Origin of the sequence: Candidatus Aegiribacteria sp. (assembly GCA_021108005.1) — a bacterium.
GTDB lineage: Bacteria > Fermentibacterota > Fermentibacteria > Fermentibacterales > JCC-6 > Aegiribacteria.
Map to the genome: position 1 here is coordinate 1 of JAIORS010000021.1, position 12,576 is coordinate 12,576.

Sequence of the window (12,576 nt, forward strand, 5' to 3'; positions counted from 1 at the left end):
ATCATGCAGGGTCGGTCCAAAAGGTTCGGCCCTTCTAAAAATATTAGCCATAATATAAACCAAATATAAATATAATAGGACAAAATGTTTAGATGTTAGGCCCGGCACCCTTGGTACAGGCGCCAGATGTCCCGCAGGGCCCGCGGGACCCTTTTGTAAAGCGGCAGAGGTGTTGCGCGGATTTCGCTTAAGTGAATCGGCACTTCGCGAATGTTGACTCCGGAGTTCTGAGCCTTTATAACGAATTCGGTTGGAAATATATCAAGCTCGAACTCACACAGCGGAGGAATATCCTTTACAGCGTCCCTCCATACAACCTTAGGTCCGTGGGTATCCGTTCCCCTGTATCCCAGAAGCCTTCTGAGAAGGAATGTAAGCGTACGGGTCGCGGCCTTTCTTATCAGAGGCCTTCTGTCGTCTTTACCGGCAAGTACTTTGGAGCCCTGAACAAGGTCAAGATCGTCCTCGGATAGAAGCCGGAGCCCTCTCACCCAGAAGTCAACATCGAGCACATCCAGATCATCGATAATTACTATATCAGCCCCGGATCTCATCAGGCCGGTTTTCATCGCCAGGCCGTAATTGGGATCGGGGAGAAAAACGGTGTTCAGTACCGGATACTCACCTTCAAGGTGCTGGAGAATATCTCCCGTTCTATCGGTTGAGCCGTTTTCGACAACCGTTACCTTAAATTCAGCAGGTAATACCTTCAGAACAGGCACGAGCTGGCTTTCGAGAATGCTCTCCTCATTATATACTGGTACTATGATCTCAACTGTGAATGCATTCTCCGGACATGCTTCACGCAGCTTCTCACTGATGCTCATGAAGCGTTCCTCTTTCTGTAACCGATCCTGGCCGTCAGCAGGCTCAGCTCAAAGAGCAGGTACAACGGAAGCATCAGCATAACCTGTGTAAGGGGATCGGGCGGGGTAAGGATAGCAGCGGCAATAAGAAGCCCCACAACTATGTGCCTCCTGTATTTCGCAAGGAGATCGGGCGTTGTGACTCCCAGGCTTATCAGCATAAGTACTAGAACAGGGAGTTGGAACGCGATACCGAATATTATGACAACCCTCCCGAGAAAACCTATATAGTTCGCGAGGCTCCAGTGGCCGACTATATTTCCCGTCTCGAAGCTTTTGAATACATTAATGGCCGGTTCAAGCATTAGAAACCAGGCAAACGCCGCCCCCGCGAGAAACAGCAGAACGGATACGAAGGCCGCGCGAAGGGCCGTTTTTCTTTCCTTTTCTCGGAGGCCCGGCGAAACGAATCTCCAGAACTGGTAGAAGATCACAGGCGATGAAATAAGAATACCGGCTAAAAGCGACAGGCTGAGATGCGCTGAAAATGCCTCAGTAGGCGCGAGAGTCTGCAGTTCCGCGGGACCCCGTGAAAGAACCAGAGCCATGAGCTGCCTGCTGAAAAAGAAGGATACAATTATCAATCCTGCCAGAACACCAAGTACATAGAACAGTCTGTGTCTGAGTTCCTCAAGGTGTTCCCAGAAACTGCCCTCGGTAATACTTTTCATACCTTCAGCAAACTCATTGCTCCAGGAAGGGCCTTTTCCTCCTGATCAGAGGTAAGGTATGTAAGCCTGCAGTCGCACCAGTCAAAGGGGAGTGACCATATCCGACCGTCTTTCCGGGTTTTCTTGTCTCTGTCGAAAAGGCGGTACAGATCCTCTTCGGAAATCGTATCATCGATACCTGTGGGAAGACCGGTCCCTTTCAGCAGACGCCGGATCTCATCCGGCAGATTCTCATTCCCTCCCCGACTTGCCGCGATGGCGGCTTCCACTATAAGCCCCAGCCCAACAGCTTCTCCGTGAGAAAGTTGAAACCCGCTGGTGCTTTCCAGGGCATGTCCAATTGTATGCCCCAGATTGAGAAGCATCCTCTTTCCGGTTTCTCTTAGATCTTCGGCTACTATGCCTCCCTTGACTTTAAGGCACTTTCGGACAATTTCAAGGATGATCCCGCTCTCAGGATTCTCTATATCCATCTGCTCAAGTGATTCCTGTATTGAGCTGTCTCCTATCAGGGCAGTTTTAATAATTTCCGCTATACCGCTTCCGAACTCACGCTTCGGAAGTGTATCAAGGAATTCGGGTGATATTAGAATTTTCTCCGCTGGATTGAACGTTCCCACCTGATTCTTGGCTCCCGCCAGATTCACACCGGTTTTACCGCCAAGGCATGCATCAACCATGCACAGAAGAGTGGTGGGAACAAGCATCAGTTTCAATCCGCGCATGTAAGTTGATGCGGCCATCGCTCCCATATCGCATACCAGCCCGCCTCCAATTACTACGACCGGAGTATCCCTGTGAATTCCCGCTCCCGACATGCTTTCCCATATTTGAGCAAGTGTGAACGTGTTTTTCTGTTCCTCACGTGCTTCCGTTACGTACAGCCCTGAAGCAGACATTATTATCTGCTGCAGCTGATTGTCCCATAGTCTTCTTACTTCGGAATCAATTATCAGGAATGGCTTTTCCCACTCATCTGAGAATTCATCCATCCATGCGGACCGCTGCATAACGGAACAGGTATGAACAATTGTCTTCATAGCGGTAGTATTCCATACGAAATTCATCACTTTACGGCCCCCAGACAAACCAGATAAAAGCAGCGCCAACTGCTGTCGCCGCAATTGTAAAAGGCAATCCCACCTTAACGAAATCCATGAACGATACATTGAAACCGTTCTTTCTCAATACAGATACGGATACGATATTCGCCGCGGCACCGACCGGGGATATATTACCTCCGAGACAGGCCCCTATAAGCAGACCGAAGGTAAGGTAGTAATGACTTTGCCCAACTTCTCCAAGAGTCTGTGCTATCGCGTGAGTTACAGGAATCATGGCCGTTACATAGGGAACATTGTCAATGAAAGCGCTCAGTATGACCGAGCTTACAACGACTATCAGAAACGCAAATATGGGACTGTTCCCGGATACGCCGGCAAGAAAAACACCAACCATTCTCATGACACCCATCTCCTCAAGAGCACCCACCATGAAGAAGATACCGGCGAGCAGAAACAGTGTATCCCAGTCGAAGTTCTTCAGGATATCTGTGGCCCTGCGGTCACCATGTTTAACTTTACCCTTGTTTCCAAGGTGGCCTCTTCTGAACAAAGCGTGCCATGCTACGGCCATTCCTCCCCCTGAGATACACAGCAGGCCGGCCTCAATGCCTACTCCCGGGAAGAAAAAACTCAATGCTGCCAGACCGAAGATCACTCCTGCAAGGATCCATGCGGGAAACCAGCTGCTGACTTCAGGAATCGTTACTTTCGGAAGTGGTCTTGAGTCCTTCTTCAACAGTCTGCTAAGAACGAAGAAGGATGCAATCGCCCCAATCTGAACAGCAAAGAATATTCCCGGTTTTCCGTCCATGAAGAAGAAATCATTGAAATCCATATTCTCCGCAGCGGCAAGTATCATGCTCGGAGGATCACCGACCAGTGTAGCGGTTCCCTGAAGATTGCTGGCCACTGCAATACCTATCAGCAGCACCACAGGATTAGCCTTTAGTTTTTTAGCGACCTCAAGGGCAATTGGAGCCACTATCATTACCGTGGCTACGTTCTCAACAAAAACCGATATTACGCTTGACAGGATACAGAGATAGATGGCTGCATGACCGAAATTCTTTGAACGGGTTACTATGTGACCCGCAAGATAACCAGGTACTCCGGTTTCAATAAGCACCTCGGCAATAAGAAGAATCCCGGAGAAGATCAGCAGTACGCTGAAATTAATACCGCCTGCAATCGAAGCCAGCTCGCCCCACCCCGCAAAACAGCCGAAAATGAAGCTGAACACAATTGCCAGAACCGCGGTAATCCAAATAGCCAATCCCCGCTTCTTATGGGCAGCGGCTATATAAACGTACGCGAAAACAAAGAACAGTGAGAAAACAAGGCCTGAAGTCAAATTCAGTTGCCCTGCTGATACTCTACAAGGGTCAGGCTGCTGTCAGCGGTTGTTCTTTCAACCATTCCAACGTCGGGAGCCAGCCATATGTCCCTTCGGACAGTAGTTGTTTCAGGTTCGAATCCGGCGGCCCTGATCCAGTTGATAGTCGTTTCGTACTGTTTTAGATGGTAGCATTCCGCCCATTTCCCATCCGGGCTCGTTACGATATCCTGAACAACAGAAGTTCTTTCCCAGTCATGACTTATTGTAATGCCCTGGCTTACGGCAAAAGTAGATGCTGTATCTGTACGAGAATATCCCGTTGTAAGTGGCCAGTCCAGCCATGTCACCCATGCCTGATACAGGGGAACTTCGTAACCGTTGAACATTACCCGATGGTCTTCATAGAATTCAAGGTATCCATCGTTAGCTATCCAGTACGTATAGTCCGCTCCCGAAAGTACTCGGTAACAGGCTCTCTCCCCTTTTTCGGTCTGGTCTATCACCGATACGATCAGTGTTCCACCCCCGTCGATGGAATATTCCCACTGACTTCCGATATCATCGATTGGATAGTAATCCGCTCCCATTCGGTAGAAGAGGGGGTTTCTGCCGCATCCTGAAGCAGCCACAATTATCAGGACTGACAGGGCCGGTATCGTAAGCCGTTTCACAATTCCACCTCCCTGGAAATACCGAACTTGAGGCTGAACGAATCTCCGGTTTCCATTTCAGCCATTATGCTGGAGTAATCTCCGCCGATCTCACCTCTGAACCCGCTTCCTATGTTGAAGTTCCATCTTAGACCAACATTCCAGAACGGATCCCATGACGCGGGGTCTGTTCCTCCACTGTTGCTTAACGAACTTCGGGAAAGTCCAATGGCGCAAACTACACCGGGGTTGAAAATGTTGCCCCATGGTCTCAGATAGTATCCTGCTTTCAGCTGTGGTTCGAAGAAAGTAAGACTGGCGGCTCCCTGGTCGCTGCTTCCGAACACACTAAACGAAAGTCCAAGTCCGGTTCTGAACGATTGCGTAACAATCCACGAAGCGGACAGTCCGGCATCAACACCGGTATTAAGGCTGTTCCCCCATTGCCCGGTTGGATAGCACATGCCGATTTCCGCTCCAAGATCAATATCAATGGCCGAGCATATTGCCGCGGCCGAGAATGCCAGTATCATGGCCCATTTCAATTCTAACTACCTCCTCTACAGATCCAGGGCAGGCAGTGGTATATCCTGCATGCCGGTACGGATCATTACTGTTCCACCAGCTACTTCCCGTGATGCTTTCTCGGCCAGATGCGGAAGATTGTTCTCCTGACTCAGATGGGCAAGAACGCATACTTTTAAATCTCTATGATAAACCGCTCCCAGAAGTTCCGAAGCCGCACTATTCGAAAGATGCCCCGTTGTTGAAGCTATCCTCTGTTTCAGATTCCAGGGGTAACTACCTCCCCACAGCATGTCTTCATCATGGTTGAACTCCAGAATCATAGCGCTGCACCCTGCCAGGTTATTTTCGACCAGAGGGCTGGATTTGCCAAGGTCAGTCGCGATTCCCAGCTTCCCCGTACTCCATTCGATTACGAATCCGGAGGGATCAGCCGCATCATGTGCAACACTGAAAGCGTTTACAGTAAATGAGCCGAAATCCACTCCGGTTCCATTTCTTAGTATTTCCGTACCGGGCAGTTTTCCCAGTCTTTTCATCGAAGCATTCAGAGTGCCGCTGGAACCGTATATGGGAATATTCCACTTTCGGGCCAGTATACCGGCGCCCTTTATATGATCCGAGTGTTCGTGACTTATGAAAAGAGCTTGAGGAAAGAAACCGCCAAATCCTGATTCCAGGAGTCTTTCAGTATGCTTCCTTCCGCTCAGTCCTGCGTCAATGAACACCATGCAGCCATCATGTTCAATAACAAAGGCATTCCCCCGGCTTCCGCTGGCCAGAACACCAAGTTTCATAGCTTCCCGCTTTCAGTTGGAAACACGATGAAAAACAGCTGAATCAAGCGGATGATCCGTGCTGCCAGTCTGACCCCAGAAATTCCTAAGCATCCAGGTACTATCGGAAGATAGTGAATTAAGACTGAATATACATATACCTCTTCCTCCGTTAGCCAGAGCCTCAGCAGCTCCCACGAACGCAGTGGACATTGGCTGGTTGTAAATTCCTATGCCGTGAATAACCCTTTCCGGACATACTGTTGTTCCAAGAACCGCCAGCTCTTTTGCCTTCACTGTATTGGTGGTGTAAGCCATTGTACATACGAAATCAACCAGCCCCGATTCCAGCCATGACCTCCAATCGCAGGAGTAATGGGATCTTGCTTCGTTCGGATCGGCCATCACCGCGCATGAAAGCAATACTCCCGGAGCCTCACTCCTTAGAACAGATCTGATGGTTTCAACGGTCATGGTTACCTGATCAATCTTCCAGAGTGACCACATATCGACAAGCTCACCGGTTTCGCCGTACCTCCTGAATATATCCAGGGGATCAAGCCCTGTTTCCAGAAAAAACTTTCCTGAGGATTGAAATTCAAAACCGAAGGAAGGGTTCGGATATCTTATGTAATCAAGATGAATACCGTCTACGCTGTAGTTTACCGCAATCTCCGCGGCAACATCCGCGATGAATTCTCTTACTTCGGGTATAGCCGGGGAAAGCGTAGCTCCAACCAGACTGTTTCGATCACATTCATCCCTTGTGTACTCCCTAGTAGAACGGTTGAATCTGTCGGTCATGAACCAATCGGGATGGGAGTGCCAGACATGTAACGAATCAGCCGGCGGGTAAGGCGCGGACCATACCAGAAAAGCGTTTACCCAGGCATGAACCTCCAGCCCTCTGGGTCTGGCCCTTGCTATTGTATACGCAAGTGGATCGAAATCATCCTGGAAGTTCGCCATGGGTAGTATAGATGAAGTGTAGTAGGCTTCGGCCCTTCCAGCTACCTGAACGATTATTCCGTTTGCTCCCGCCTCTGCGGCTCTATTTATCATTGAGTCGATACTTTCAGGGGTTTCAAGCGCGTCTCTTACCATCCAGAAATATCGGCAGTCGCAAACGATATCCACAGCAAAATTAGTTCCAGTTACAACCAGAACCAGCAGAAAGATCAAACCAATTCTCACTTCTGTCACCCTTCTCCATCAGAAAGAACGTCTGAAAAGGATCTTACAAAATGTTCGATATCGACAGCAGTATTCATAACATCTATGGAAAAACCCAGATACTGATCGGGATTTGAAACATCCAGTCCCATTCTCTCGAGGTAGGACAATCGGTCCGATGAGTTGTGTGACGGGAGTATAATGTTCTCCATTTCCAGTTTAAGATGCAGCTTATCCGGTGCATGGTTTATGTTCAGCAGCGCGGTTCCGGGAAGAAGATACTCAAGCCTTCCTCCAATGATAGAGTAGCTTGCGCCACACGAGTCAAGCCCTGAAAAAAGATCTTTTCGGAGCTGATTGACTATCCTGGCGCGTGGATCAATACCGGTTCCTATAACATCCATCGCTGCCAGCATACCTGATACTCCGGGTATATTGGTCATGGATGAAAATTCCTGTACGGCGCTTATAAGCCAGGGATCCACATCTGGCATAACAACAGCTGCCGCCCCTGCCGGGCCTCCAAATTTAAGGGAACATATCGTAATCATATCAATATCGGTTTCAGATAGATCTATTTCAAGTCTGCCGGCTGCATCGCATGCGTCTGTATGGAACCAGGCTCCCGCGGAATGAGCTATCTCGGCCAGCTTCACAGCAGGCTGTACGATTCCGGAAATACCGTTGACCCATGCGCATGTGACCAGGCCGGTTTCCTCTGAAATAACCTCAGAAAGTGACTCCGGAATTATCCTTCCGTTGCTGTCGATCTCAAGAATACTCACAGTTGATCCCTCGCTTCTGAGGGTTTTTAAAGCAATCACTACTGAAGATCTTTCAACCGGGGAAGTTATAATGTGCCCTCTGCCAGCCTCTCTTGCCTGCCTGCCTGCGGATAGAATGGAAAGGCCATTGGCCAGATTAGCGTCGTAATAGAAAAGAACCCTGGAACCACCAAAAAACCGCACTGTCCTGTTTCTTAGATCATCCAGGACCTTCTGCGCCACTCTTCCGGGAAGGTTACTGCTTCTTGGATGCCCATATCCCATTTTTAGAGCTTCGGAAACTGCCCTGCGGGCCTCCTCGCGGAGGGGGGTAACTGTAAGATTATCCAGATATGTTGTTCCCTTCAGCTCGATCTTCCTTTCCAGTCAGAAGTGGTCGGCGAATTCTTCCTTTTCCGGTCTTGCAAAAAGTTCTCCTATGGCTTCCTTCGCGGGAATTTCGTTGTTGATAACCTTTCTTACCGTATCGGTTATGGGCATCTCCACATCGTACCTGTCCGCAAGAAGCATGACTGCGGTCGCTGTGTCAACGCCTTCGGCAAGCTGGAGGTTTTCCGCGGAGTTTCCCCTGGCTACGGCTTCTCCATACATCCGGTTATGGCTGAAGGGTGAGAATAGGGTCGCTTCATAATCGCCAAGGTGAGATAAACCGTATACACTCCTCCAATCACCGCCCATCGAGGCTACCAGCCTTGCCACCTCCTGTGGAGCCCTGGCCATGAGCGCTCCCTTGAGACCCGAAAGGTTCAGTCCATCAAGCATTCCAGCCGCGATTCCAATAACGTTCTTGGTTGCCGCGCCAACTTCGCAACCTATGATATCCCGGGACCTGTAAAAACGTATCAGATCGCTGCCCAGCAGGTTGGAAATGCGCATCGAATCATTTTCATTATCCGACGCAACTATCATGCAGCTGGGTACTCCCGTAACGAACTGCTGCGGATGTCCGGGGCCCACCCATGCCGACAGGCTCCGGGGCTTAAGTCCCTCCTCGCGAGCTATCTCAGAAAGTCTCATTCCAGTATCCTTTTCAATACCTTTCATGCAGAGTATCAGGTCGGTGGTTGAAATGTCAATCTGCCTGAGTTCTACGCAAAGTGTCCTGAACTTCTGAGCGGGAACTGTGACAACGATTATATCCGATCTGGAAACCTCTTCGATGCTGCTGGTCAACCGCACCTCAGGCGGGAGTTCCAGATACCTGTTCTTCCTGGTTTCCTGAAGCTTAACGAATTCCTGAATTCCCTCAGGCTCCCAGCCTGTGACGGAGTTTCCAATCCTCGATCCGTACCACAGGTGAAAACTTCCCCATCTACCGCAACCCAGAACCGCCTGAGTGACTGGCATCTTACCCTTCCGAGTCCTGATCCGGAATCGGCCGGGGAATTGTGTCAACAGAGCCGTACTGTTCGAACAGCCTTCCCCAATCTGTATCCAGGGCTTCCCTGATCCGTTTTTTGCCGACCATATTAAGCCAGAATACATCATGGTAAAGCCTGCTTGCAAAAAAGGCCCAGGGTACTATGGGAGTTCTGAGGAGCAGATTCTCTATTGGTTTCAGCCATCCATGATAGATCATCTTCTGCCCCTTGCTGGCAAAAGTATCCGTCTGTACAAAATGAAAATTCACATCGGAAATATCCTCTCCGACTACCTCAATATCAACCGGGTCTCCCGTGCCAAGCCCCTCTTCATGGGCAAGCCTGATAAAATCCAGTTTCAAGGGATCGAATCCCTGCATTTTGGCGCTTATAGCGTCAATTGCAACCTGATCCGCGGATGCGAGTATGTAGTTCTTTACATGGGGTATCATGGCCCTCGGCCCAGGCCCTTCTCCGGCGAATGTTCCATCCATTACCGCCAGAAGACCGGGGTGGATTTCCTTCTGAATTCTGAGAAGATCGACAAGGGTTTCATGTATAACGCTGTGAGTCCAGTGTCTTCGCTCGCTGAGCAGCCCCCCGAAGGCATTTTTCATGGCTCCCGTAATCGTTGTGAATACGTGAGTCTTCATTGTGGGAAGCTGGATTATGTTCTGCCCTATCAGCGCATCGGGGATTTTCACGCCATCGGGAAATATTTTTCCAAGTACTCTGAACGGTTTCTTTGGCTTGAACTCAACCCATTTAACAGGCTTCTCGTAAAGCCTTATCTTTTCAATACCGTGGAGATCCTCGTCAACCTGTCTGAGGTGATTACCCTTCTCGCCTCTCTTATCACTCACCACAACAGTTCTGTTATGAGTGGATACGAGCTGATCCCTGGCAAAACCATCTTCCAGCAGAGTCCGGATAACTCCGTCCAGCTGCCATGGCGTTGTCGAACAGGCTGGATACCAGTGATGCCAGGATACGTTGATCTTCAGTAGAACTTTTTTACTTCTGTCCAGATAATCCAGATAATCAATACTCTTAAGTAATCTGCGATAATCCTCAAGAACGGTATCCGGTGACGTTTTCAATACAGCCACTTTACTTCTCATTTTCGTTTTCCTCCAGGTCTTTTACCGGGGCTTCATTCTTCCTGTCACCGTACATTCCCGTGGTTTTCCATCTCCTGTGCGACCACCAGTAAAGTTCCGGGTTCCTGCTTATCATGTCCTCGAATACTTTGGTGTACTTCTGTGTTACATCGGCCTCAGCTTCCTCCGGAGAGAGAGAACTGTCCGGATATATCGGTTCTCCTATCTCGAGTATGTGATTCGGACTTTTCCCTTCCCTGAAAAGCGCCGAAGGCACTACCGGCACCCCGAGTTTTACGGAAAACGCGGCAGCTCCCCTTGGGGTTGATGCGGGATAACCAAAGAAATCAACAACTACTCCGCTGTTACCTGCATCCTGGTCTGAAAGCCAGCAGACGTACCCGCCCCGCTTCATCGATTTCAGGACCCCCCTGACGGCCGACCTCTTGTTATACAGCTCTATTCCGTGGACGGATCTCGACCTGTTTATGTGTTCATCAACAAGACTGTTGCTCTGCCTGCCCACGAGGAAGGACACATCTCCCAGCACATATTTGTTGACAATACCATAAAGTTCCCAGTTACCGAAATGCCCGGTAATGAGTATTGCCCCGTCAATAGCTTTCAGAACATCCAGGGCTTCAGGATTCTCAACTGTCACATGTTTCGCTACATAATCTGCGTCCATCCTGTCCTGTCTGGCGAATTCCATCATGAAGCGGCCCGAGTGCATGTAGGAATGAAGCCCGATTCTATCAAGCTCCCCGCCGGTCCTGTTCGGGAAGGCCTGCCGAAGGTTCTGCAGCACTATCTTCTTCCTGATTCCAAAAACACTCCAGGCTGTCCAGCCAAGAAAGGCACCCAGAGCCAGAGCGCATCTTACAGGCAGGAGTCCTGCGAAGAATATCACCGTACGCAAAACAGCGTATTCAATTCTGTGAAGGGTAGTTGGTCTTCTTTCAGATCCCATTTCAGCTCCTGCCCAGCGGGATGCGAATCTCAATCGCGCGGTGGGGACAAAGCTCGTGGCAGCACAGGCACATAATGCACTTTCTCCGGTTCATCACGGCCTTTCCGTCTCGTATGGTTATGGCGCCAACCGGACATCCTTCTTCACAAATACCGCATCCAACGCACTTATCCGTTGCGACCGGAGGTCTCTTGAAAAAATACCTTGCAATTCCGCCAAGAAATGATGGTAGAAGATTGTAAAAACTCTCCCCCGGTATTCGAAAATTCTCCAGTTTGCAATCCTCAATACCGCTGACTTTTATTTCCTCCGGATCACGCCCCAGCCCTCTTTCAAGGGCGATTCTGCTGGTATGAAGCTTGCGGGGATCCAGTCCCGCCAGCCCGGTCATGACAACATCGAGACAAACACCGTCCCGCGCGACTCCAAGTATACCATCCCATCTTGGTGTACCGTCGGTACTTGGGCCCTTCCCGTCCATGGCCAGTATCGCGTCCATTACATGAAAGTCGAATCCAACGATAGTGTAGATATCAACAAGATTATCAGCAAGATCAGCAGGCCTTATGGCATGGCTGTGGAGTATCGCTTTTCCGAGCCCCGGAATGGCTCCGAAGGCGTTCTTAACCGCATTGGTCAGCCTGCATAAACCGTGGGTCTTGAATTTGCACATATTGATAAGCACATCGGCATCAATTATGGGTTTCGCTATATTATAGGTTCGATCATCAAGGGTAACTTCCACCGAACCGGCCTTTTCGAAATTGACCAGTTCAATTCCCAGTTCATCCGCTACAGCGGTAAAGCCGCAATTGTTCCAGTACCTCTCAACACCCTTTATCGCCCCTCCGGGGCTGTCACCGATGGTTACAACGCAACCTTCCCGTTTGAGAAGCACTGCCATTGCAGCCACTACTTCAGGATGTGTGGTGATCGCCCTCTCAGGGGATTTAGCTGACAGCATGTTAACCTTAAGCAGAGCCCTGGCGCCTGGTACCACGGATTCGGGCCAGCCACCGGCCTGTTCGATCATTTCCCCGAGGTTTTCTATCAGAACGGTTCTGTCGTAATTCTCAAAACCGGATCTCAGCACTACATCAAAGGGCATATAACCTTTCCGCATAACCTGCGTGATCATCTGCCATCACTGCAGAATTGCGTGCGAACACAGATATAAATCAATTAATGAATCTACCAGAAAGGGGGTCGGACGTCACTTGCGGCACTTGCGGAAATAAGTGGTGGTATCATTCGGATGAACCAGTAAATTGAAATCAGAGTAAGGAAAGCACTGGATAG

The 12,576-nt window shown here is 49.7% G+C and carries 13 protein-coding genes; 1 reads left to right on the forward strand and 12 read right to left on the reverse strand.

What is annotated here, in order from left to right; translation table 11 throughout:
• Positions 1 to 95: 95 nt before the first annotated feature.
• From K8S15_01515 to K8S15_01535, 5 genes are read right to left on the reverse strand one after another with little or no spacing between them, the layout of a single operon-like run.
• Positions 96 to 827: a glycosyltransferase gene (locus K8S15_01515; protein ID MCD4774713.1), complete on the reverse strand. Its 732-nt coding sequence runs from the start codon at positions 825 to 827 to the stop codon at positions 96 to 98.
• Positions 824 to 1,537, reverse strand: a complete 714-nt coding sequence (tatC, locus tag K8S15_01520; GenBank protein MCD4774714.1) for a twin-arginine translocase subunit TatC — start codon at positions 1,535 to 1,537, stop codon at positions 824 to 826. Before tatC ends, K8S15_01515 begins: the two co-directional genes overlap by 4 nt.
• The gene (locus K8S15_01525; protein ID MCD4774715.1) at positions 1,534 to 2,607 is read right to left on the reverse strand and encodes a 3-dehydroquinate synthase; all 1,074 of its coding nucleotides are present in this window, start codon (positions 2,605 to 2,607) and stop codon (positions 1,534 to 1,536) included. Before K8S15_01525 ends, tatC begins: the two co-directional genes overlap by 4 nt.
• A 1-nt stretch (position 2,608) precedes the next feature.
• Positions 2,609 to 3,952, reverse strand: a complete 1,344-nt coding sequence (locus tag K8S15_01530; protein MCD4774716.1) for an anion permease — start codon at positions 3,950 to 3,952, stop codon at positions 2,609 to 2,611.
• A 2-nt stretch (positions 3,953 to 3,954) separates the two neighbouring features.
• Positions 3,955 to 4,608, reverse strand: a complete 654-nt coding sequence (locus K8S15_01535; protein ID MCD4774717.1) for a hypothetical protein — start codon at positions 4,606 to 4,608, stop codon at positions 3,955 to 3,957.
• Between the two features lie 254 nt (positions 4,609 to 4,862).
• Here K8S15_01535 and K8S15_01540 point away from each other — a divergent pair, with 254 nt between their 5' ends.
• Entirely contained in the window at positions 4,863 to 5,138 is a 276-nt protein-coding gene (locus tag K8S15_01540; GenBank protein ID MCD4774718.1) for a hypothetical protein, read from the forward strand.
• Positions 5,139 to 5,147: 9 nt separating this feature from the next.
• Here the strand turns inward: K8S15_01540 and K8S15_01545 are convergent, their stop codons facing one another.
• Genes K8S15_01545 through K8S15_01575 form a run of 7 tightly spaced genes read right to left on the reverse strand, consistent with a single transcriptional unit; the run spans position 5,148 to position 12,415 of the window.
• Entirely contained in the window at positions 5,148 to 5,909 is a 762-nt protein-coding gene (locus K8S15_01545; protein ID MCD4774719.1) for an MBL fold metallo-hydrolase, read from the reverse strand.
• A gap of 12 nt (positions 5,910 to 5,921) precedes the next feature.
• Positions 5,922 to 7,082, reverse strand: coding sequence for a family 10 glycosylhydrolase (locus tag K8S15_01550; protein ID MCD4774720.1), 1,161 nt, complete (start codon positions 7,080 to 7,082; stop codon positions 5,922 to 5,924).
• Between the two features lie 5 nt (positions 7,083 to 7,087).
• Complete coding sequence (locus K8S15_01555; GenBank protein MCD4774721.1) at positions 7,088 to 8,212, reverse strand: aminotransferase class V-fold PLP-dependent enzyme; 1,125 nt, start codon at positions 8,210 to 8,212, stop codon at positions 7,088 to 7,090.
• Positions 8,213 to 9,193: a glycerol-3-phosphate dehydrogenase gene (locus tag K8S15_01560; protein MCD4774722.1), complete on the reverse strand. Its 981-nt coding sequence runs from the start codon at positions 9,191 to 9,193 to the stop codon at positions 8,213 to 8,215.
• 1 nt (position 9,194) lies between these two features.
• Positions 9,195 to 10,328 (reverse strand): DUF362 domain-containing protein, encoded by a 1,134-nt coding sequence (locus tag K8S15_01565; GenBank protein MCD4774723.1) that lies wholly within the window; start codon positions 10,326 to 10,328, stop codon positions 9,195 to 9,197.
• Positions 10,318 to 11,277, reverse strand: coding sequence for a hypothetical protein (locus K8S15_01570; protein MCD4774724.1), 960 nt, complete (start codon positions 11,275 to 11,277; stop codon positions 10,318 to 10,320). The genes K8S15_01565 and K8S15_01570 overlap by 11 nt, the downstream gene beginning before the upstream one ends.
• 1 nt (position 11,278) lies before the next feature.
• Positions 11,279 to 12,415 carry a DUF362 domain-containing protein gene (locus K8S15_01575; GenBank protein MCD4774725.1) on the reverse strand — a complete coding sequence of 379 codons (1,137 nt, stop codon included), beginning with the start codon at positions 12,413 to 12,415 and terminating at the stop codon, positions 11,279 to 11,281.
• Positions 12,416 to 12,576 lie beyond the last annotated feature (161 nt).